18 protein-coding genes and 3 tRNA genes are annotated in these 22,785 nt (G+C 54.5%); 17 read left to right on the plus strand and 4 right to left on the minus strand.

Annotation, left to right across the window (positions count from 1 at the left end):
• Window positions 1-190: 190 nt before the first annotated feature.
• Window positions 191-1,126 carry a malate dehydrogenase gene (gene mdh, locus PMI17_RS19885; RefSeq protein ID WP_007891993.1) on the plus strand — a complete coding sequence of 312 codons (936 nt, stop codon included), beginning with the start codon at window positions 191-193 and terminating at the stop codon, window positions 1,124-1,126.
• Between the two features lie 52 nt (window positions 1,127-1,178).
• On the opposite strand, the gene mscM is transcribed toward mdh, so the two are convergent.
• The 3 genes from mscM to rsgA form a co-directional block, all read right to left on the minus strand.
• A complete protein-coding gene (mscM, locus tag PMI17_RS19890; protein WP_007891994.1) occupies window positions 1,179-4,514 on the minus strand; it encodes a miniconductance mechanosensitive channel MscM in 3,336 nt (1,111 codons plus the stop codon).
• Between the two features lie 15 nt (window positions 4,515-4,529).
• On the minus strand, window positions 4,530-5,426 hold the full coding sequence (gene asd, locus PMI17_RS19895) for an archaetidylserine decarboxylase (RefSeq protein WP_007891996.1): 897 nt from the start codon (window positions 5,424-5,426) through the stop codon (window positions 4,530-4,532).
• Between the two features lie 93 nt (window positions 5,427-5,519).
• Window positions 5,520-6,563 (minus strand): small ribosomal subunit biogenesis GTPase RsgA, encoded by a 1,044-nt coding sequence (gene rsgA / locus PMI17_RS19900; RefSeq protein WP_007891997.1) that lies wholly within the window; start codon window positions 6,561-6,563, stop codon window positions 5,520-5,522.
• A 103-nt stretch (window positions 6,564-6,666) separates the two neighbouring features.
• Here rsgA and orn point away from each other — a divergent pair, with 103 nt between their 5' ends.
• The 4 genes from orn to PMI17_RS19920 all read left to right on the plus strand — a co-directional run bounded on the left by orn (window position 6,667) and on the right by PMI17_RS19920 (window position 7,956).
• On the plus strand, window positions 6,667-7,215 hold the full coding sequence (gene orn / locus PMI17_RS19905; protein ID WP_007891998.1) for an oligoribonuclease: 549 nt from the start codon (window positions 6,667-6,669) through the stop codon (window positions 7,213-7,215).
• Between the two features lie 290 nt (window positions 7,216-7,505).
• Window positions 7,506-7,581: transfer RNA gene (locus PMI17_RS19910), tRNA-Gly, on the plus strand.
• Between the two features lie 26 nt (window positions 7,582-7,607).
• A tRNA-Gly gene (locus PMI17_RS19915) sits at window positions 7,608-7,683 on the plus strand.
• Window positions 7,684-7,880: 197 nt separating this feature from the next.
• Window positions 7,881-7,956, plus strand: a tRNA-Gly gene (locus PMI17_RS19920).
• A gap of 434 nt (window positions 7,957-8,390) precedes the next feature.
• Here PMI17_RS19920 and queG read toward each other — a convergent pair.
• Window positions 8,391-9,530 carry a tRNA epoxyqueuosine(34) reductase QueG gene (queG, locus tag PMI17_RS19925; RefSeq protein ID WP_007892000.1) on the minus strand — a complete coding sequence of 380 codons (1,140 nt, stop codon included), beginning with the start codon at window positions 9,528-9,530 and terminating at the stop codon, window positions 8,391-8,393.
• Here queG and nnr point away from each other — a divergent pair.
• The 12 genes from nnr (at window position 9,529) to nsrR (ending at window position 22,769) form a co-directional block, all read left to right on the plus strand.
• Window positions 9,529-11,046 (plus strand): bifunctional ADP-dependent NAD(P)H-hydrate dehydratase/NAD(P)H-hydrate epimerase, encoded by a 1,518-nt coding sequence (gene nnr, locus PMI17_RS19930; RefSeq protein ID WP_071531078.1) that lies wholly within the window; start codon window positions 9,529-9,531, stop codon window positions 11,044-11,046. The two genes, queG and nnr, sit on opposite strands and share 2 nt — an antisense overlap.
• A gap of 3 nt (window positions 11,047-11,049) precedes the next feature.
• A complete protein-coding gene (gene tsaE / locus PMI17_RS19935) occupies window positions 11,050-11,526 on the plus strand; it encodes a tRNA (adenosine(37)-N6)-threonylcarbamoyltransferase complex ATPase subunit type 1 TsaE (protein WP_007892003.1) in 477 nt (158 codons plus the stop codon).
• On the plus strand, window positions 11,523-13,184 hold the full coding sequence (amiB, locus tag PMI17_RS19940; protein ID WP_007892007.1) for an N-acetylmuramoyl-L-alanine amidase AmiB: 1,662 nt from the start codon (window positions 11,523-11,525) through the stop codon (window positions 13,182-13,184). Before tsaE ends, amiB begins: the two co-directional genes overlap by 4 nt.
• Window positions 13,185-13,226: 42 nt before the next feature.
• Complete coding sequence (mutL, locus tag PMI17_RS19945) at window positions 13,227-15,083, plus strand: DNA mismatch repair endonuclease MutL (RefSeq protein ID WP_007892008.1); 1,857 nt, start codon at window positions 13,227-13,229, stop codon at window positions 15,081-15,083.
• Window positions 15,076-16,017 (plus strand): tRNA (adenosine(37)-N6)-dimethylallyltransferase MiaA, encoded by a 942-nt coding sequence (gene miaA, locus PMI17_RS19950; RefSeq protein ID WP_036621940.1) that lies wholly within the window; start codon window positions 15,076-15,078, stop codon window positions 16,015-16,017. Before mutL ends, miaA begins: the two co-directional genes overlap by 8 nt.
• 110 nt (window positions 16,018-16,127) lie before the next feature.
• On the plus strand, window positions 16,128-16,445 hold the full coding sequence (hfq, locus tag PMI17_RS19955; protein ID WP_007892010.1) for an RNA chaperone Hfq: 318 nt from the start codon (window positions 16,128-16,130) through the stop codon (window positions 16,443-16,445).
• An 80-nt stretch (window positions 16,446-16,525) separates the two neighbouring features.
• A complete protein-coding gene (gene hflX, locus PMI17_RS19960; RefSeq protein ID WP_007892011.1) occupies window positions 16,526-17,806 on the plus strand; it encodes a ribosome rescue GTPase HflX in 1,281 nt (426 codons plus the stop codon).
• 229 nt (window positions 17,807-18,035) lie between these two features.
• Entirely contained in the window at window positions 18,036-19,268 is a 1,233-nt protein-coding gene (gene hflK, locus PMI17_RS19965) for an FtsH protease activity modulator HflK (RefSeq protein WP_007892012.1), read from the plus strand.
• 3 nt (window positions 19,269-19,271) lie between these two features.
• Window positions 19,272-20,276, plus strand: coding sequence for a protease modulator HflC (hflC, locus tag PMI17_RS19970; RefSeq protein ID WP_007892013.1), 1,005 nt, complete (start codon window positions 19,272-19,274; stop codon window positions 20,274-20,276).
• A 57-nt stretch (window positions 20,277-20,333) separates the two neighbouring features.
• A complete protein-coding gene (locus PMI17_RS19975) occupies window positions 20,334-20,534 on the plus strand; it encodes a DUF2065 family protein (protein ID WP_007892014.1) in 201 nt (66 codons plus the stop codon).
• A gap of 178 nt (window positions 20,535-20,712) precedes the next feature.
• The gene (locus PMI17_RS19980; protein ID WP_007892015.1) at window positions 20,713-22,011 is read left to right on the plus strand and encodes an adenylosuccinate synthase; all 1,299 of its coding nucleotides are present in this window, start codon (window positions 20,713-20,715) and stop codon (window positions 22,009-22,011) included.
• Window positions 22,012-22,325: 314 nt separating this feature from the next.
• On the plus strand, window positions 22,326-22,769 hold the full coding sequence (nsrR, locus tag PMI17_RS19985; protein WP_007892016.1) for a nitric oxide-sensing transcriptional repressor NsrR: 444 nt from the start codon (window positions 22,326-22,328) through the stop codon (window positions 22,767-22,769).
• Window positions 22,770-22,785 lie beyond the last annotated feature (16 nt).

A 22,785-nucleotide genomic window follows, 5' to 3' on the forward strand; every position in this document is an offset into this window, starting at 1 on the left:
TGCCGTCCATTGTCTTCTGGCTGCGAATGTATCATTCAGGCGACTTCTGAAGTGGAGATGTCTCGGGAGCCGATTGCGGCGTAGTTTAAGTGCGCGACAGGTTTAGTCGCTATCGCCTGAGAAGTTGATTAAACTCGTAACCTGATGGATTTTCGGCATATCTCTGCCCCACCTTAATAAGGAGTTCAGGATGAAAGTTGCCGTTCTCGGTGCCGCTGGTGGTATTGGCCAGGCGCTCGCACTGCTGCTCAAAACGCAATTACCCGCAGGCTCAGCTCTCTCACTTTATGACATCGCGTCGGTAACGCCGGGTGTGGCGGTGGATCTCAGCCATATCCCAACGGCAGTCACCGTTGAAGGGTTCAGCGGTGAAGATGCCACGCCAGCGCTGCATGGTGCCGATGTGGTGCTGATCTCTGCGGGTGTGGCACGTAAACCGGGCATGGATCGCGCCGACCTGTTTAACGTCAACGCCGGCATCGTGCGTAACCTGATCGAACAGGTTGCCAGCACCGCGCCGAAAGCCCTGATTGGCGTCATCACCAACCCGGTGAATACCACGGTGGCCATTGCGGCCGAAGTGCTAAAGAAAGCTGGCGTGTATGACAAAAATCGCCTGTTTGGCGTTTCAACCCTCGATATTATCCGCGCCAATACTTTTGTGGCCGCGCTGAAAGGCAAGCAGCCGAACGAGATTGAAGTGCCGGTTGTTGGTGGCCATTCAGGCGTGACTATCTTGCCGCTGCTGTCGCAGGTTAAAGGCGTGAGTTTTAGCGAACAGGAAGTGGCGGATCTGACTAAACGAATTCAGAATGCCGGCACCGAAGTGGTGGAAGCCAAAGCCGGCGGCGGGTCGGCTACGCTGTCGATGGGACAAGCGGCGGCACGTTTTGGCCTGTCGCTGATTCGCGCATTGCAAGGTGAAGCTAACGTGGTGGAGTGTGCGTATGTGGAAGGCGAGGGTGAATACGCGCGCTTCTTCTCGCAGCCGCTGCTGTTGGGTAAAAATGGCATTGTCGAACGCCGCCCGCTTGGCACGTTGAGTGCGTTTGAACAGCAGGCACTGAAGGGCATGCTGGAAACGCTGAAGAAAGATATCGCGCAGGGCGAAGAGTTTGTGAAGTGATTGGCTCTGTGCTGCAGTAAATAACGCCCGGCTTCTGCCGGGCGTTTTGTTTTTATAATCCGCCGGACTTAAACGTCTGGCTGGAGGGAGTTCCGTTGCTGGCGGGGGTTTTCCTGCCCAGCGTTTCCATACGCACCTGGAATGGTGGGAACGGCATCTCAATCCCGTGCTCTTCAAAGCCGCGCAGAATCAGCTGATGCAGTTCATGGCGTAGCGGCATGCGATGTCCCATCTCCGCCGCATGCACACGCAGTTCAAACAGCTGAATACCCTGCTGCAAATCGACCAGGAATACATCCGGCGCCGGCATATCGAGCACATAAGTACAGCGATCGGCTGCCTGCTTAAGAATGTTGGTCACTTCATCACTGTTAACCCGCGCGGGAGCAGGAATGGTCAGCACCACGCGCGTGACCGAATCCGACAGCGACCAGTTAACGAATTGCTCCGTGATAAAGGCCTTATTCGGCACGATAATCTCTTTGCGGTCCCAATCGGTAATGGTGGTGGCGCGCGTGTTGATGCGGGTAATGCTGCCGGTCAAGTCGCGAATGGTGACGGTATCGCCGATACGAATCGGTTTTTCGAACAGGATAATCAAGCCGGAGATAAAGTTGGCGAAGATCTCCTGCATACCGAAGCCCAATCCCAGACCTAACGCGGCAACCAGCCACTGCAGCTTCGACCACTCAATGCCCATCATCGAGAAGCCAATCAAACCGCCAATCAGCATCAGCGCATATTTGGTCAAGGTGGTAATCGCGTAGCCGGTGCCGGGCGCCAGGCTGAGATGCTGTAACAGCGCCAGCTCCAGCAGAGCAGGCATATTGCGCACCAGCTGCGTGGTGATAATCAGCACCAGAATCGCGATCAGCACCGCGCCCAGCGTAATCGCCTGCACGCTATCAACGCCCTGAATAGTGGTGCTGGCATTCCACAGCGGAATGTTATCGAGGAAGCTAAACGCCGAATGAATTTCTGACCACAGCACAATCACCGACACCAGGGCGATCAGCGTGAGAAGTGAACGCACCAGACGCAGCGACTGCGCGCTGATCTCATCCAGATCGATGCTCGGCTCCTCAATTTCGATGGTGTCCGCATTCACCGGCGTTTGTTGCTCTTTCTCTTCTTCACTGCGCGCGCGGTTGGCCAGCATATCGGCACGACGCTGGCGCGCACGATCAAAGGCGATACGGCGACGCTGAATCAGCATCCAGCGGCGGATGATGTGATACACCACCAACAAGAAGAACCAAATACCTACCGAGGTTTCCAGACGCGCCAGCAGCGCCTGCGCCGTAGCGAGATAACCGATGCAGGAGGCGAAGGCGGCGACCAGCGGTAGGGCGATCATCAGGTTCCACAGAATGCGGTTAACGAAATTGTCGCCGTTGCCTTCTTTATCCAGATAGAGCGGAATGCCGGCGCGTTTCAGACTAACGGTGACGATACTCAGCGCGCCACAAATCAGGATGAAGCACACGCGTCCCAGCGTGCCTGAGAATTGCGGATCGTCGAGATTAGCAAAGGCGATCAGCAACATGATTAGCGGCACAATCAGCCCAACGGACAGCGAGTAATAGCGCATCGCACGCGCCACGCGCGCCTGAGGCCAACGGAAATGCACCACAAATAAACCATCAGGGCGCGCAAACGCGGCGCTGATCATAAAGGCCCACAGCAGCGGCAGCGTAGCGGTGATGCCGTCGCCAATCGCTACGGCAAATGGATAGGGCCAGGCGTGCTGCAAACCATAACCGAGCGCGGCCCACAGCACTGGCAGCGGCACCGCCACCAGAATCGACCAGAATACCGTGCGCAGCGTCAGGCTAAAGCGATCCTGAGTCACTTTACCGACGCGGCTGGCCGAGCGCTCCATAAAAGCGTTGTAATGACGACGTGAACTGATGCTGAAGCCAACCAGCAAAATTGCGCCAATGATCGGCAACACGGTTTCGCGATTCGTAAACATCATCGCCAGCGCTTTGCCGAGCTGGCCGGCAGTATCCAGCGACAGCAGACGTTTAAGATCATGCGCCATCTCTACCGGGAAATTCAGGCCGATGGTGTTTACGTCGGCGGTCCAGAAGAGATAGCGATGCGTCGCATCTTTTACTTCGGCTAAGGCATCCTGCAACTGCGTATTGGAAACTTTAAGTTTGGTGATTTCCAGAATCAGCGTATCGCAGCCAGAAATCAGGGAATTCAGCAGTTCGCGCTGGGTTTTGAGTTGTGCTTCAAGGATGCGCACCTGATCGCTGCTGAATGGCGTGCCATCATCTTGCTTGGCTTTGCGCAGGTCCTGCTGGCGTTCTAGTAAGTCTTCATAATGCAGGCGCTGCACGCGCAGCTGGCCCATTTCGCTATCAATCTGTTGAGATTTCGGCATCTCCGGCAGACGCGCCACCTGAGCTCGCAGCGCTTCACCTAACAGATTGGAGGCGCCCAGCCATTGCGACTGCTCGCGCAGCGTGCTTAACGCCTGACGCACCTGCAGAGTTTGATTGGTGGCAAGGCGCTGCTGCGAAGCGACGAGATCCATGCGCTGCGCTTGCTGATTGAGGTCTGCGGACAATTCGCGGTTAACGCGGAACTGATCGCTGATGGCGCTCGGCAGATCGCCGCTGTTTTCCGCCAGTTGCTCGGTGCGCTCCAGCGCCAGTTCAGCCTCGCGCTGGCGCTGGTTATTCAGTTGATTGCGTAGCGCCTGCAGATAGTTATCCAGCTGAGTGGCTTTACGCTGGTGTACTTCGGCACGCATGCGCGCCAGCTCCTGGCGATTATTCGCCGACAGCTGCGCCAGCTCTAACTCATCAACGCGCGCTTTGTTAGCGGCATTCTCTGCCTGACGTGCGTAAATCTGCGCCTGCGCGAGCGGCGTGGTCGCCGCAGATGAGCTCTGCGCGCGGCGATCGCTTTCGGTCATCGCCCGGCGCGCATCGGTTTGCTGCTGCGGCAGTTGCGACAGTGAATCGCTGATTTCGCGAGCACGATCCTGCTCTTGCTGTGCCTGGCGGCCTTCTTCCAGCAGTTGGCTGCTCACCTGCAACAGCTCTTGATCCAGCTCGGCGCTGCTCATATTGCTGCGTACCGCCTTGCTGCTATCGGTTAGGGTGGCAATCTGCTGACGCAGTTCGCGCGCCAGTCGCGGGAAATCATCGATCACCTGTTGATACTGCTTCGCGCGCTCCAGCGACTCATCGCGCTCGTTGAGGAAGTTGATTGCCGCTTCCAGCGCCTGAACCTGTTCGGTTTGAGCAGGTGAGCTTTTCGCGGATTTAGCCGCATCCAGTTCCTGCTTAAGCTGACTGGATTGCGGAACGGTAGCGGCAAAGACAGAACTGCTGAGCACAAGGCTCAGCAGCAGAGAGAGGAGAACGCGCACGGGAGAGGTTCCGGGTTATTTGCTAAGTGAGACGCTGTCGCCGGGCTGAGGCAGGGCGATGGCCAGCGGCTGACCGAGGCGGGTTTTACTTTCGGCTTCGAGGCTTTCGGCCAGCTTCACGCGATGAGGCGCGAACAGGTTGATAACCGTTGAACCCAATTTGAAGCGACCCATTTCCTGGCCTTTCAGCAGCACCACCGCACCGTCATGTTCGGCAGAAGGATAGCGCCAGCGTTTGATCACCCCTTCGCGCGGTGGCGTAATGGTTCCCGCCCACACGGTTTCGATGCTGCCAACAATGGTGGCACCGACCAGGATCTGCACCATCGGGCCATGATCGGTATCGAAAACGCAGATCACGCGTTCATTACGTGCGAAGAGGTTGGGAATGTTGCGCGCGGTCAGCGGGTTCACCGAATAGAGATCGCCAGGCACGTAGATCATCTCGCGCAGGATGCCGTTACAGGGCATGTGCACGCGGTGATAATCGCGCGGGGCGAGGTAAGTGGTAACGAACTCACCGTCGTTAAACTGCGCCGCCAAATCGTCGTTACCCGCCAGCAGCGCCTGCAGGCTGTAGGTGTGGCCTTTGGCCTGGAAGATCTGATCGCCGGCAATGCGGCCCAGCTGGCTAATCGCGCCATCGGCTGGCAGCGCCAATAAAGTGGCATCAGGATCGATGGGACGCGCGCCCTCTTTTAACGGACGCACAAAGAAATCGTTGAAGGTGCGGTAGCTGCCGGTATGTGGCTTGCTGGCTTCTGCCATATCCACTTTGTAGTACCAGACAAAGATGTCGATGACCGCTTTGGTGAGCCAGCCACCACGACGGCTAGCGCCCCAACCGGCGAGCTCGGTGAGCCCTTTTTTAGGCAAAATATGATTCAGGCCGAGTTTAAAACGATCAAACACCGTTGCCTCCTGGCTTAATTACGTGTCGTTAACAAAAAGGGGGGCGGATTGTAGCAGCGCCCCAGCTCGTTGGCGAATGTGCCGTTGTACTCGTTAATCTGCGTCGGAGGAAAAGTTTTTACGCGTCTTTACCTGCGCCATACTCTCCAGAATTCGGTGGTAGTTATCGAAGCGGGAGATATCAATTTTGCCTTCTTCTACCGCTTCGCGAATCGCGCAGCCGGGATCGGTATCATGCTTACAGTCGCGGAAACGACAACTACCGAGAAACTCACGGAATTCGACAAATCCACGCGTCACTTGTTCCGGTTCCAGGTGCCATAAACCGAACTCGCGCACGCCTGGGGAGTCGATCACGTCGCCACCTGCCGGGAAGTGATAGAGGCGTGAAGCGGTGGTGGTGTGTTGTCCAAGACCGGAGACGTTCGAGACATCGTTGGTCAGAATTTCAGCCGCCACATCCAGGCCAAGCAGGTTATTCAATAGGCTGGATTTGCCCACGCCGGATTGACCAGCAAAGATGCTGACGCGACCGGTTAAGGCGCTTTCCAGCTCAACCAGGCCATCTTTGGCGTGGCTGGACACCATCAATACGCGATAACCAATGTTGCGATAGATCTCCATCTGTTCGTCGACAAACGCGCGACCTTCGGCATCCAGCAGATCGGTTTTATTGAGAACCAGCAGTGGCTCGACGCCAAGGGTTTCGCTGGCCACCAGATAGCGATCGATGATGTTAAGCGACAGCTCCGGCAGGATCGCCGATACAATAATGATCTGATCGATGTTAGCGGCGATCGGTTTCACGCCGTCATAGAAGTCAGGGCGGGTTAGCACCGTTTTGCGATCGTGTACCGCTTCAACGATCCCTTTGCCGCCGCCAATGGCCACGCGCCACAACACACGATCGCCGGTGACCAGCGAGCGAATGGTGCGGCGGATGTTGCAGCGATGCACAACGCCTTCGCTATCTTCCACGTCTGCGTGCATGCCGAAACGGCTGATCACCACGCCATCAGCCGCTTCTCCAAACAGGCTATCATCCGGCTCCGGCTTATCACTCCGTTGCTGCAGACGACGCTGATGGTTGGCGCTTACGCGACGTTGTTGACCTTTCGACAGTTTGTTTTTACTCACGCATCCTCTCACGGCTTTCGCCAGGCTTCGCCCTGCTGGGCAAAACGTCTATGATACACCTGAAATGAGTTTAATGACGACTTTGGCAACAGGCGGGAAACGCATGACAGCTGGAAATGAAAACAACCTGATTTGGATCGACCTCGAAATGACCGGATTAGATCCGGAGCGCGATCGCATTATTGAGATCGCCACCATCGTCACCGATGCCAATCTCAACATCCTGGCAGAAGGTCCGGTATTCGCGGTGCATCAATCTGACGATCAGCTCGCGCTGATGGATGACTGGAACGTTCGTACCCACACCAATAGCGGTTTAGTGGCGCGCGTGAAGGCCAGCCAGCACGACGATCGCGCTGCGGAGCTGGCCACCATCGAATTCCTGAAACAGTGGGTGCCGGCCAATACCTCGCCGATTTGCGGCAATAGCATTGGTCAGGATCGCCGCTTTCTGTTCAAGTACATGCCTGAGCTGGAAGCCTATTTCCACTATCGCTATCTTGACGTCAGCACGTTGAAAGAGCTGGCTCGCCGCTGGAAACCGGGTATTTTGCCAGGCTTCAAAAAATCCGGCAGCCACCAGGCGCTGGATGATATTCGTGAGTCTGTTGCAGAGCTGGCTTACTACCGCGAACACTTCTTGCAGCTTTAATCGACGGTGGGTGCGCAGGAAATCATCAGGTTGTCGATTAAAGCAGCGATCGCGCGGAAAGCGCAAAATTTTGCTTTTAGACTCTTGCGACTGAAAGGATTTCTCGTATAATGCGCACCCCGTACCGGTGAAGAATTTTATACGGAACGGAGCAGTAACGAAATACAGAATCGAGCATGTTCATTTGATGCAAGGCGGCAACTGAACGAGTCACAGCGAGCTTACTTCAGTAAGTGACCTGTGCGAGTGAAGGCAGCTAACGCAGCAGCAAATAAACAGGCGAAGATTATGCGGGAATAGCTCAGTTGGTAGAGCACGACCTTGCCAAGGTCGGGGTCGCGAGTTCGAGTCTCGTTTCCCGCTCCAATTTCGTTTAGCAGTAAACCTCTAATGCGGGAATAGCTCAGTTGGTAGAGCACGACCTTGCCAAGGTCGGGGTCGCGAGTTCGAGTCTCGTTTCCCGCTCCAGAGTTTGTAGTAAACCATCCAAATCACGGATTTAGTCGTTAGCGTGGTTGTTGTGACAAAAATACGAAGAGTCAGAATCGCGTATTTTAGTTTGCAACAAGGCAGCAACTGAACGAATCCCTGGGAGCTTACATCAGTAAGTGACCTGGGTGAGTGAAGGCAGCCAACGCAGTAGCGAACTAAAATACGAAGATTATGCGGGAATAGCTCAGTTGGTAGAGCACGACCTTGCCAAGGTCGGGGTCGCGAGTTCGAGTCTCGTTTCCCGCTCCAGATTTTCATATTCACTAATGTTATTTGCCCTTAGGCGCAATCAGAATTAAAACAGCTGCAGATCTTTATCGATCACATGTGACATGGTTTTTTTCTGGAAGTTTTACACGCCTTGCTTGCACTCATGATGCCTGAGTCTGTCGCGGTTACCTTACAGGTTATCCACAATGTGCCTGCATCGTGCTGACGGCGTTTTCCCCGATATACAAAACTGTTTTGAACAGAGTTATCCACAGGCTCTGGAATAACCCCTGCGCGCTAAACGTGACGCAATTATTTACAGAAATCCAACAAACCCATGATTTATAATAATTTTTGGTTATTTCAGACTGTAATTTTACTCTTTAGACGAAATTACGATCTCCGTCACTATTCAGTTGGATAATTTTATTCACAGCATGTGGAAAAGAGTTTTATCCTGTGCCACTGCTCAATCACGCATCACGTGGCAGGCCTTTTTCGACGGCGCGCACCAGCCGCTGTTTCTTCGCTGGCTGCACTTCTACGGCCTGCGCCGCGCGTTTCTGCAACTGCTGTGCCATCGCCCACTCAATGTGCTCATCAAGCAGCGGATGCTCGCCACTGCGTGATGCTAATGCCGCCATATTTTCCTCTGTCCACGGCGCATTGCCTAAAGCCACGGCAATGTTTCGCAACCAGCGTAAATGCCCAATACGTCGAATCGCTGAGCCTTCGGTAATGCGCAGGAACTTGGCTTCATCCCATTTGAACAGATCGGTCAGCGGCGGCGCGTGTAGTACGGCGCGCGGGGAGAAATCATCTTCATCGGTCAGTTGGCCGTAGCGATTCCACGGGCAAATCAGCTGGCAATCGTCGCAACCATAAATTCGATTACCAATCAGCGGACGGAACTCTTCGGGAATTGCGCCTTCCAATTCGATGGTGAGATAGGAGATGCAGCGGCGCGCATCCACTACGTAAGGCTCGACGATAGCGGCAGTAGGGCAGATGGTGATGCAGGCGACACAGCGCCCACACTGCTCTTCCTGGGGCTGATCGACCGGCAGCGGCAGATCAATCAGCAGCTCGCCAAGGAAGAACCATGAGCCGGCTTCACGATTGAGAATCAGCGAATGTTTACCGGTCCAGCCCAGTCCCGCTTTAGCGGCAATCGGGCGTTCGAGAATGGGCGCGGAATCGACGAACGGACGAAAATTGAGTTCGCCGCAGTGCGCCTGAATCATTTCTCCGAGCTTTTTCAGTCGATTGCGTAATACTTTGTGATAGTCGCGGCCAAGGGCATAGCGGCTAACATAGCCAAGCTGAGGATTTTTTAACGTGCTGGCAAAAGCGGCTTTGGCAGGAAGGTAGTTCATGCGCACGCTAATCACGCGCAGCGTGCCAGGCAGCAGTTCATGCGGACGCGCGCGCATCATGCCGTGGCGCGCCATCCAATCCATCTCGCCGTGATACTGCTTATCCAGCCACGCCTGCAGTTTGGGCTCTTCGGCGCTGAGATCGGTATCGCAAATACCAACCTGTTGGAAACCGAGTTCGCGTCCCCACTGTTTAATTTGTTGAGCGAGCTGCTGAAGATCGAGAGGGTATGACATGAGAAACCAGGCAATTGAAGCAAACGCGCGCAGTTTAACACACTCTGTCTGGCCTGCGCAGGCTATGGCACAACTGGAACGTGATGCTGCCGATAGCCTGGGCTTAACGCTATTTGAGTTGATGCAACGCGCGGGACAGGCGAGCTATGAATTAGCTCGCCACCTCTGGCCGCAGGCGCAGCACTGGTTGGTTCTGTGTGGGCACGGCAATAACGGCGGCGATGGTTATGTGGTGGCGCGATTAGCGCAGGCAGCAGGCGTAAATGTGACGCTACTGGCGTGTGAAAGCAGCAAGGCTTTGCCGGAAGAGGCGCAGCAAGCGCATGACGCATGGCTGGCGGCGGGCGGCGTGATCCATGCAGCGGATGCGTCCTGGCCACAGCAAGTTGATGTGATAGTCGATGCGCTGCTCGGCACCGGGCTCAATCGCGCGCCAGCCGCGCCCTACGATCGCTTAATCGACATGGCTAATTCGCACGCCGCGCCGGTGCTGGCGATTGATATTCCTTCTGGTCTGGTGGCGGCAAATGGCACGGCGCCGGGCGCGACCATCATCGCCGATCACACGCTTAGCATGATTGCCCTCAAACCCGGCCAGTTAACCGGCAAGGCGCGTGATTACGTGGGCATTTTGCATAATGATGAGTTGGGCTTGTCCTCCTTCCTGTGCGCTGAACAGGCACCTGTTTCACGCTATGACGCCAATGATTTAGCGCGCTGGCTTAAACCGCGCCGCGCCACCTCACATAAAGGCGATCAGGGGCGTTTGTTAGTCGTCGGCGGCGATAGCGGCACGGCGGGCGCCATTCGCATGACCGGTGAAGCGGCTCTGCGCAGTGGCGCCGGGCTTGTACGTGTGCTCACGCATGAAGATAATATTGGCCCGATTCTCACCGCGCGGCCGGAATTAATGGTTGATGCGCTCAGTGATGAGCGTCTCGAACGGGCACTGGAGTGGGCCGATGTGATTGCCGTTGGACCGGGACTCGGTCAGCGCGATTGGGCTCAGAAGGCACTGAAAAAGATTGCGGCCAGTGAAAAGCCAATGCTTTGGGATGCGGATGCGCTTAACCTGCTGGCAATCAAGCAGGATAACCGTCAGAATCGCATCATTACGCCCCATCCTGGTGAAGCTGCGCGCTTGCTGGGGATGAAAACCAGTGAAATTGAAAGTGACCGCTTACATGCAGCGCATGCCTTGGTAAAACGCTATGGCGGCGTGGTGGTATTGAAAGGCGCGGGCACGATCATTGCCAGCGCGGCGGGTGAAATTGCCATTGCCGATGTCGGCAATGCGGGCATGGCATCCGGCGGCATGGGCGATGTATTGAGCGGTATTATTGCGGCCCTGCTGGGCCAGAAATTGACACTATTTGAGGCAGCCTGCGCAAGCTGTGTCGCGCATGGGGCAACTGCCGATGCCATTGCGCGTCAGCGTGGTACGCGCGGCATGTTAGCCACTGATTTGTTCGAACTGCTGTGGCAGTTTGTTAATCCAGAGATGATCCAACAATAAAGCATGAAGAGCTGTGTTATCCCTTTGCCCGATGAGGCGGCAACCCTGAATCTGGGTGCGCAATTGGCGCGCGTCTGCAATAGCGCGCTGGTGATCTATCTTTATGGCGATCTGGGTGCCGGAAAAACCACCTTTAGTCGTGGCTTTCTGCAGGCGCTCGGCCATCAAGGTAACGTTAAAAGTCCAACTTACACCTTGGTTGAGCCCTACGAATTGGGTTCGCGCACGCTGTACCATTTCGATCTCTATCGTCTCGCCGATCCCGAAGAGCTGGAGTTTATGGGCATTCGTGACTATTTCACCGGCGATGCGCTATGTCTGGTGGAGTGGCCGCAACAGGGCACTGGCGTATTGCCTGAACCCGATTTAGCGCTGACGCTGCGCTACGTTGACGCGGCACGTGAAGCCGAAATAAGTGCAGTTTCCGCTATTGGCGAAGCGCTGTTACACCAATTCCAGCAAGGCAGGGATCAGGCATGATGTCACGGATGAAAATCATTGTACTGGGCTTGCTGTGCCTGTTTTCTGTCTCGGCGTTCTCTGCCACTTTGTCAGATATCAAAGTCGAGAATGGCGATAGCCAGGCTACCGTCACGCTGAGCTTTAATGGCCAGCCGGTGTATGGTTTTTTCCCGCTGCATAATCCCAATCGCGTGGTGCTGGATATTCGTCAAAGCGGCGCCATCAAAGGTTTGCCGTTGAATTTCAGCGGTGAAAACATTGTGCAGCGCATTCGTCACAGTCAGCCGAAGGATAAGCAGAGCCTGCGTCTGGTGTTCGAACTGACGCAGGCCGCACAAACTCGCGCCAGCACGCAGCGTGATGGCAATAATTATCGCGTGGTGTTCACTATTCGCGGCACGCAGCCAGCGAAACGTACCACCGCCGCGGCGCCGGTCACAACGGCGCGTGAAAGCCAGAATCAGAGCCGCAGCCAGAGCAATCCCTTTAACGCCAATCAGGTTACCGCCGTCACCAGCAGCGATACCACCGTTCGTCCTGGCGGAGCGTTAAGCCGCAACGATGTGGTGATTGTGGCGATTGATGCCGGACACGGCGGTCAGGATCCAGGCGCATCCGGCCAGCACGGTTTGCACGAGAAAAACGTCACCATCTCAATTGCGCGGAAATTGAAGGCGCTAATGGATCGGGATCCGATGTTCAAGCCGGTTCTGACGCGTAATGGCGACTACTTCATCTCGGTAATGGGCCGTTCCGAGGTTGCGCGTAAAGAGAACGCCAACCTGTTGGTTTCGATTCACGCGGACGCCGCGCCAAACCACTCGGCCACGGGCGCATCGGTTTGGGTGCTGTCAAATCGTCGCGCCAATAACGAAATGGCTAACTGGCTGGAGCAAAAAGAGAAACAATCTGAGCTGCTGGGTGGCGCAGGCGATTTGCTGGCGAACAGCCAGGCCGATCCCTATCTCAGCCAGGCAGTGCTGGATCTGCAGTTTGGTCATTCACAGCGCGTAGGCTATGACGTTGCCGTCAAAGTCTTGCAGCAACTGCGCGGTATTACGCCGCTGCATAAACGTCTGCCGGAACATGCCAGCCTTGGCGTATTACGTTCCCCGGATATTCCTTCTTTACTGGTCGAAACCGGCTTTATCAGTAATGCCGCGGAGGAGCGGCTGCTTGGCAGCAGCGCGTATCAGGAGAAAATTGCTCAGTCGATTTATAAAGGCTTGCGCAATTATTTCCTCACGCATCCGCTGCAATCGATCCCAAAGGAGGAAAACCGGCCGCTGGACAGCGCACCAGCGGTTAGCGTCGCCAGCAACCCGGCGACCGGCACGGTGCAATATACCGGCGCGACGCAGCGTCATACCGTCACGCGGGGCGAAACGCTGTCAGGCATTGCGGCAAAATATGGCGTGAGCATGGCGACGTTACGTGAGATGAATAGTCTGAAGCGCGATGTGGTTTGGGTTGGTCAGCGCCTGAAGGTGCCAGCGAAATCCAGCGTCAGCGTTGCGGCCACGAGCCGTCCAACGCGACATAAAGTGGTGCGCGGCGATTCGCTAACGGCCATTGCCGCACACTATGGCGTGAGCTCGAAAGCCATCATGCAGGCGAATAACATGAAGTCGAGCAATGTGATGCTGGGGCAAAACTTAAAAATTCCGCAATCCTGATTATTGGCTCCCTGTGAGCCAATCCGCAGAAGGATCACCACCATGCCAATACAGATTTTACCGCCGCAGCTGGCGAACCAAATTGCCGCAGGCGAAGTGGTTGAGCGCCCGGCATCGGTCGTAAAAGAGCTGGTGGAAAACAGCCTTGACGCCGGTGCCACGCGCATTGATGTCGATATCGAGAAAGGTGGCGCTAAGCTTATCCGCATTCGCGACAACGGCTGTGGTATCGCTAAAGCTGAACTGGCGATGGCGCTGGCGCGGCATGCGACCAGTAAAATTGCGTCACTTGACGACCTTGAAGCGATAATGAGCCTCGGTTTCCGTGGCGAAGCGCTCGCCAGTATCAGCTCCGTTTCGCGCTTAACCCTGACTTCGCGCACGGCCGATCAAACTGAAGCGTGGCAAGCCTATGCCGAAGGGCGCGATATGGATGTGACGGTGAAACCGGCTGCGCATCCGGTGGGCACCTCGCTGGAAGTGCTCGACCTGTTCTACAACACGCCCGCACGCCGCAAATTCATGCGCACCGAAAAGACCGAATTTACCCATATCGACGAGGTGATCCGTCGCATTGCGTTGGCCCGCTTTGATGTGGCGATTTCGCTGAGCCACAACGGCAAGCTGATGCGCCAGTATCGCGCGGTGAGTGAAGATGCGCAGCGGGAGCGGCGGCTAGGTGCGATTTGTGGCACCACATTTATGCAGCATGCGTTGCGTATTGAGTGGCAGCATGACGATTTAGCGCTGCGCGGTTGGGTCGCCGATCCAAACGGTTCGCGTCAGGTCACCGATCTGCAATATTGCTACGTCAACGGACGCATGATGCGTGACAAGCTGATCAATCACGCGATTCGCCAGGCGTATCAAACACAGCTTGGCGACGATCAGCAGCCGGCATATGTGCTCTATCTGGAGATCGATCCACATCAGGTGGATGTTAATGTGCACCCAGCTAAGCATGAGGTGCGTTTCCACCAGTCACGTTTGGTACACGACTTTATCTGGCAAGGCGTGATGAGTGCACTGCAAGCCAGCCGCGCCGCGGAATTGCCCATTACACATGCTGAAGAACCTGCACCCAAGTGGCAGCCAGAAAATCGTCAGGCGGCGGGGGCTAATCATTTTGCCCAGCCGGGCAACACGCCACGCAGCGGTGGTGGTCCTGCTGCTGGCGCCAGTGCGAGTTGGCAAAGTAAGGAACCCAGTTACAGTGCGCGTGAAGGGGCGGCCTACAAGCAGTTGATCAAAACGCCAGTCGCCGAGGTCGCGCGTGCTGCGCCCGTTCCTGCGCCGATACCCGCCAGGCAGCCTGAAGCGCGTGAAGCCCCGTTGGCTGCTCACGCACAAAGTTTCGGTCGCGTGTTAAGTGTGTTGCAGGAACGCTACGCGCTGCTGGAACGCGGTAATCAACTGCAACTATTATCGTTGGCGGTTGCCGCTCGCTGGCTAAAACAGGCCCAGTTGCAACCAGGGGAAGAGGGATTAAAACCGCAGCCGTTGCTGATTCCGGTTCGCCTGAAAATTGCTGCGCCGGAGCTGGCTGTTATTGATGCGCAATCGACGCTGCTACGCTTAATGGGCATTGATTTACAACGAGAAGGGCAGCATGTGACGCTACGCGCGGTTCCTTTACCGTTACGAACACAAAATTTACAAATCTTGATTCCAGAACTGTTAGGCTACCTGGCCCGGCAGCAAGAGATTTCTGTATCCGCGTTGGCTCAATGGCTGGCGCGTCGAGATGATGCAGAAGACGCTCACTGGAATCACTCGCAGGCGATTGCACTGCTGGCAGAGCTGGAAAGGCTCTGTCCGCAACTGCTGAAGTCGCCGCCTTCAGGTCTGTTACAGACCATTGAGATTGAGAGCGCGATTAACGCGTTGAAGCATGAGTGAACTAAACCAGGCTAGCCGGCCAAAGGCAATTTTTTTGATGGGGCCTACCGCCTCCGGTAAGACGGCATTAGCGATTTCGCTGCGTCAGGAGCTTCCGGTGGAACTTATTAGCGTTGACTCTGCCTTAATCTATCGCGGGATGGATATTGGCACGGCGAAACCGTCGGCAGAAGAGTTAGCACTGGCACCCCATCGTTTGCTGGACATTCGCGATCCTGCGGAAGCGTATTCCGCCGCAGAGTTTCGTCGCGATGCGTTGGCAGAAATGGCGGAAATCACCCGGAAGGGGAAGATTCCGTTGCTTGTTGGTGGAACCATGCTCTATTTCAAGGCTTTGCTTGAAGGATTGTCGCCGTTGCCCTCGGCCGATCCCGAGGTGCGTCAGCGGATAGAGCAAATGGCGGCGGAGAAAGGTTGGGAAGCCTTGCACCGCCAGCTGTGTGAAATCGATCCGGTCGCCGGTAGTCGTATTCATCCGAATGATCCGCAGAGACTTTCGCGAGCACTGGAAGTTTTTTTTATTTCGGGTAAAACTTTAACGGAACTGACAAAAACTTCCGGCGAAGCGTTACCCTACGACGTGTACCAGTTTGCTATCGCTCCTGCGAGTCGTGAGCTGATACATCAACGCATTGCGTTGCGTTACGACCAGATGCTAGCGTCAGGATTTGAAGCGGAGGCTCGTGCACTGTTTGCGCGAGGTGATTTGCATACGGACATGCCTTCCATTCGTTGTGTGGGTTATCGCCAGATGTGGTCTTATCTATCAGGTGAAATCGATTACGACGAAATGGTTTATCGGGGAATTTGCGCCACTCGGCAGCTCGCTAAACGCCAGATGACCTGGTTACGTGGCTGGCCTGAAGTACACTGGTTAAACAGTGATGAGCCAGAGTTAGCGCGTAATGCGGTGCTTAAGGTAGTTAGTGCGTAGCAGGGATGATTGTGTACAATTGGTTCGTTATCGTGCGCAAATTTTTACGCAGTTTTTCTGAACCACGGTTCTTAAAGCAACAAACAACAAGCATATAAGGAAAAGATAGAATGGCTAAGGGGCAATCTTTACAAGACCCGTTTTTGAACGCATTGCGTCGTGAACGTGTACCGGTTTCGATCTATTTGGTGAATGGTATTAAGCTGCAAGGGCAAATTGAATCCTTTGATCAGTTCGTCATTCTGTTAAAAAACACGGTTAGCCAGATGGTGTATAAGCACGCCATCTCTACAGTGGTTCCTTCTCGTCCAGTGTCGCACCATAGCAATAACGCGGGCGGCAGCGGTGGTAGCAGCAACTATCATCACAGCGGAAGCAGCCAAGGCGCTCAGTCGCAGCCACAACAAGACGGCGATAACGCAGAATAATTTTGCGCTGCCGTAAAGCCAGGGCTGGAGAACGAGAGCGTTTTCCTGTCCTGGTTATTTTATTTTAGCGAGGTTATAGCTTGTTTGACCGTTATGATGCCGGTGAGCAGGCCGTACTGGTACACATCTGGTTCTCCCAAGACAAAGAGCTGGAAGATTTGCAGGAGTTTGAAACTCTTGTCTCTTCTGCGGGCGTCGAAGCGCTGCAAGTCATTACGGGCAGCCGTAAAGCGCCACATCCCAAATATTTTGTCGGTGAAGGAAAGGCAGTTGAAATTGCCGATGCGGTAAAAGCGAGTGGAGCATCGGTCGTTTTATTCGATCATGCCTTAACTCCTGCTCAGGAACGTAATCTTGAACGGCTGTGCGAATGTCGCGTAATCGATCGCACCGGCTTAATTCTCGATATTTTCGCCCAGCGCGCCCGCACCCATGAGGGGAAATTGCAGGTCGAGCTGGCACAACTACGCCATTTAGCAACCCGTTTGGTTCGCGGATGGACACACCTTGAACGCCAGAAAGGCGGTATCGGTTTGCGTGGTCCAGGTGAAACTCAGCTGGAAACGGACCGCCGCTTGCTGCGTGGTCGTATTAGCCAGATTCTCTCCCGTCTTGAACGCGTCGAAAAACAGCGCGATCAGGGTAGGCAAGCGCGCGCCAAAGCTGACGTGCCAACAGTTTCGCTGGTGGGATACACCAACGCCGGCAAATCCACTCTGTTTAACGCGATTACCTCTGCGGATGTCTACGTAGCGGACCAACTCTTCGCGACACTGGATCCGACTCTGCGCCGCCTTAACGTGGCGGATGTGGGTGAAGTGGTGTTAGCCGATACGGTAGGTTTTATTCGTCACTTGCCGCATGATTTAGTGGCGGCATTTAAAGCCACCCTGCAGGAAACGCGGCAGGCGACACTGCTGTTGCACGTGATTGACGCTGCCGATTTGCGCGTGAATGACAACATTGATGCCGTTAACGAAGTTCTGGAAGAGATTGAAGCCGATGAAATTCCGGCTCTGTTGATCATGAACAAAATCGATATGCTGGAGGATTTTGTGCCGCGTATCGATCGTAACGAAGAGAACCAGCCGATACGTGTTTGGTTATCTGCACAGAGCGGCGTAGGCCTACCGCTGTTGTGGCAGGCGCTCTCAGAGCGTTTAGCCGGTGAAATTGCGCAGTACGATTTGCGTCTGCCGCCGGAAGCAGGCCGTTTACGCAGTCGTTTTTACCAGCTACACGCAATAGAAAAAGAATGGAATGAAGATGATGGCTGTGTAAGTTTGCACGTGCGTATGCCGATTGTTGACTGGCGTCGTCTGTGTAAGCAAGAGCCGTCGCTAGCCAGTTATATTGTTTGATATTGCCCAATCGCACTTACCCAAAAAAGATTTCAGGTTGTAGTAATTATCGTTGCAGGCCGAAATATTATGGTTTTACGCGAATATTTCGGATTGCGGCAAGGCGGCAACTGAGCAAATCCCCAGGAGCTTACATCGGTAAGTGACTGGGGTGCGTGAAGGCAGCCAACGCAGCTGCAATCCGAAAGATGAAGGGTAAAACCGTAAATACAATAAATGGAGTAGAGACATGGCGTGGAATCAGCCCGGAAATAACGGACAGGACCGCGACCCGTGGGGAAGCAGCAATAATCAAGGCGGCAACTCTGGGGGAAATAAAGGAGGTCGCGATCAGGGACCACCTGATCTGGATGATATCTTCCGTAAGCTGAGTAAAAAACTCGGCGGACTGGGCGGTGGCAAACAGAATGATAACGGTCAGCGCAGCGGCGGTAGCGGTGGCAAAGTTGTTGGCATCGTTGCCGTAGCGGCAGTGGTTATCTGGGCGGCTAGCGGTTTCTACACTATCAAAGAAGCGGAACGTGGCGTCGTCACCCGCTTTGGCAAATTCAGCCATCTGGTTGAGCCAGGCCTTAACTGGAAACCGACCTTTATCGATCAGGTTCGTGCGGTGAACGTTGAAGCCGTCCGTGAACTGGCGGCGTCTGGCGTGATGCTGACCTCGGATGAGAACGTGGTGCGCGTTGAGATGAACGTGCAGTACCGCGTAACCGATCCAGAACGTTATCTGTATGCGGTAACCAGCGCCGACGACAGTCTGCGTCAGGCCACTGACAGCGCCTTACGTGGCGTGATTGGGCGCTCGACCATGGACCGCATTCTGACGGAAGGCCGTACCGTGGTGCGTAGCGAAACGCAGCGTGAGCTCGACGAGACCATCCGTCCGTACAACATGGGTATTACCCTGCTGGACGTAAACTTCCAGGCGGCGCGTCCACCGGAAGAAGTAAAAGCATCGTTTGATGATGCGATTGCCGCGCGTGAAAACCGTGAACAGTATGTGCGTGAAGCCGAAGCGTATTCGAATGAAGTCCAGCCGCGTGCCAATGGTCAGGCGCAGCGTATCCTTGAAGAAGGTCGTGCCTACAAAGAACGTACGGTGCTAGAAGCGCAGGGTGAAGTTGCCCGTTTCGCTCGCTTGCTGCCGGAATACAAAGCCGCACCGGAAATCACCAAAGAGCGTCTCTACATTGAAACCATGGAACGCGTGTTGAGCCATACCCGCAAAGTATTGATCAGCGATCGTGGTAGCAATTTGACGGTTCTGCCATTGGATCAGTTGATGCGCGGTGGTCAATCTGGCCAGGGCGGTCAAAAAATGACTAATTTAATGAAGTCACCTTCGTCTTCTGATAGCAATGCAAGCCGTAGTGATACCTCATCATACAGTCCAGACAGCATCATGGATCAGCGTCGCGCCAATGCGCTGCGCAACGATACCCAGCGCCAAGGGAGGGAGTAATCGATGCGTAAGCCAATCATCGCCGTAATTATTGTAGTGCTGGTGGTGCTTTACGCGTCACTGTTCGTGGTGCAGGAAGGCCAACGTGGCATCGTGCTGCGCTTTGGTAAGGTTCTGCGTGATGACGAAAATAAACCGCTGGTGTATGCACCGGGTCTGCATTTCAAGATTCCGTTTATTGAAACCATGAAGTCACTGGATGCGCGCATTCAGACCATGGATAACCAGGCCGACCGTTTTGTCACCAAAGAGAAGAAAGACCTGATCGTTGATTCCTACATCAAATGGCGCATCAGCGATTTCAGCCGTTACTACCTGGCAACCGGCGGTGGCGACGTTTCTCAGGCCGAAGTGTTGTTGAAACGTAAGTTCAGTGACCGTCTGCGCTCTGAAATGGGCCGTCTGGATGTGAAAGACATCGTGACCGATTCGCGTGGTCGCTTGACCACCGACGTGCGTGATGCGCTGAACACCGGCAGCGCCGGCAATGATGATGACGTTCAGACGCCAGCTGCGGATGATGCGATTGCTAATGCGGCGGCACGTGTAGAGCGTGAAACCAACAGCAGTGAACCAGCACCTAACCCGAACAGCATGGCAGCGTTGGGTATCCAGGTCGTCGACGTGCGTATTAAGCAGATCAACCTGCCAACGGAAGTGTCTGACGCGATCTACAACCGTATGCGCGCCGAGCGTGAAGCGGTAGCGCGTAGTCAGCGTTCACAAGGCCAGGAAGAGGCAGAAAAACTGCGTGCGCAGGCTGATTATCAGGTGACGCGTACGCTGGCAGAAGCTCAGCGTGAAGCGCTGATTTCCCGGGGTGAAGGTGATGGTGAAGCGGCAAAACTGTTTGCTGATGCCTTTAGCAAGGATCCGGATTTCTATGCCTTTATCCGCAGTCTGCGTGCCTATGAGAATAGTTTCTCAGACAATCAGGATGTGTTGGTATTGAGCCCGGATAGCGATTTCTTCCGCTATATGAAAGCGCCCTCTAACGCCACGCGTTAAGAACTGATATAAAGTCCAGGCCGACAATGTTGTCGGCCTTTTTTTTGGGAAAAAATCATGAACACAACCATCTGGATGGCGCTGGCTTTAGTTTTGGTGCTGGAAGGACTTGGGCCGATGTTTATGCCACGAGCCTGGCGGCGCATGATACTAGCAATGACACAGTTACCCGATCGCCTTTTGCATCGTTTTGGCGGTGGTTTAGTCGTTGCTGGCGTGGTGATTTACGCGATGATCAGCATGCATACGCGATCGTAAATGAAAAATTATGTGAGGTCGCAGGGGTTCAATTGTGTCTGATGGCCGTTGTGTACCCAACATGTTGTGAGCTGAGCAAAACTCAGGCAAAAAACAGCGCAATCGTATGCTAAAAGTGCTGAAAGAGTAAAAGTCAGGTGGTAGAATCCATTTTTAAGCAATCGGTGATTTTGAAAAAATGGGTAAGAACGTCGTCGTACTGGGCACCCAATGGGGTGACGAAGGTAAAGGTAAGATCGTAGACCTTCTGACAGAGCGCGCGAATTACGTCGTGCGTTACCAAGGTGGCCACAATGCAGGCCATACACTTGTCATCAACGGTGAAAAAACCGTCCTTCACTTAATTCCATCTGGCATCTTGCGTGAAAACGTCACCAGCATCATTGGTAACGGCGTTGTGCTGTCGCCTGAAGCGCTGATGAAAGAGATGAAAGGCCTTGAAGAACGCGGTGTGCCGGTACGTGAACGTCTGCTGATCTCTGAAGCCTGCCCATTGATTCTGCAATACCACGTAGCAATGGATGTAGCACGTGAAAAAGCGCGCGGCGCCAAAGCTATCGGCACCACCGGTCGTGGTATCGGTCCAGCTTATGAAGACAAAGTGGCACGTCGCGGTCTGCGCGTGAGCGATCTCTTCAACAAAGAAACCTTCGCGGTGAAGCTGAAAGAGATCGTCGATTTCTACAACTTCCAGCTGGTTAACTACTACAAAACTGATGCAGTTGACTACGAAAAAGTGCTGAGTGATACGCTGGCAGTTGCCGATATCATTACCAGCATGGTCGTTGATGTGTCTGATCTGCTGGATGGCGCGCGCAAGCGTGGCGATCTGATTATGTTCGAAGGCGCACAGGGTACGCTGCTGGATATCGATCACGGTACCTATCCGTACGTGACCTCTTCTAACACCACCGCAGGTGGCGTGGCGACCGGTTCAGGCATTGGTCCACGTTACGTTGATTACGTGCTGGGTATCGTGAAGGCGTATTCAACGCGTGTTGGCGCTGGTCCATTCCCGACCGAACTGTTCGACGAAACCGGCGAATTCCTGTGCGCGCAGGGCCACGAGTTTGGCGCGACTACCGGTCGTCGTCGTCGCACCGGCTGGCTGGACGCGGTGGCAGTTCGCCGTGCAGTGCAGATCAACTCGCTGTCAGGTTTCTGCATGACCAAGCTGGACGTGCTGGATGGCCTGAAAGAAGTAAAAATTTGCGTGGCTTATCGCATGCCAGATGGCCGCGAAATGACCACCACGCCGCTGGCTGCGGAAGGCTGGGAAGGCATTGAGCCGATCTACGAAACCATGCCAGGCTGGAGCGAGACCACGTTCGGCGTTAAGACGCTGGAAGGTTTGCCGCAAGCTGCACGTGACTACATCAAACGTGTAGAAGAAGTGACCGGTGTGCCGATTGATATTATTTCTACCGGCCCAGACCGCAGTGAGACCATGATTCTGCGCGATCCGTTCGACGCATAATCTTTTGAGGCCGGGCATCGCCCGGCCTCAATATAACCTAAATACTTCAAGCTGCAGGCGCGTTGGCTGCGCGTGCTCACCCCAGTCACTTACTTGAGTAAGCGCTTGGGGATTCACCCACTTGCCGCCTTCCTCCAGCTCGAATTATTTAGGCTATAGACAATATTTGACTCCACTCACTCTATTTTTTCTTGCAAATATCGATACTTGCAGGAAAAAAACGCACCGGCCACCACGCTCTGGTTTATCATCATATTTAAACATCACGCCGACCGGCGCATAACCATAATGTCCGATGATTCACTGAGGTCTATGTGCAGCTAACAAGTTTTACCGATTATGGTCTGCGTGCCCTGATTTACATGGCGACGTTGCCGGAAGGTAAGCAGACTAACATTACCGAAGTCACCGATACCTACGGGGTGTCGCGTAACCATATGGTTAAAATCATCAACCAACTTAGCCGGGCTGGCTTTGTAGCCGCAACACGCGGTAAAAACGGCGGAATTCGTTTAGGCATGGACCCGGAAAAAATCGTGATTGGCGATGTGGTGAGAAAAATGGAGCCCTTGCAGCTCGTGAACTGCGAAGAGTGTTCCATCACACCAGCCTGTCGTTTGCGTAAAGCGCTACACGATGCGGTCCAGCTATTCCTCAAGGAACTGGACAGGTACACGCTGGCCGATTTGGTCAGAAACAACGATGCGTTGTACCAACTTTTATTGTCCGAACCGCCGGTGGCAATCCAAATTAAATGACATCGGAGGAACCGTA

The sequence above is a fragment of the Pantoea sp. GM01 genome (assembly GCF_000282675.1).
Lineage (GTDB): Bacteria > Pseudomonadota > Gammaproteobacteria > Enterobacterales > Enterobacteriaceae > Pantoea > Pantoea nemavictus.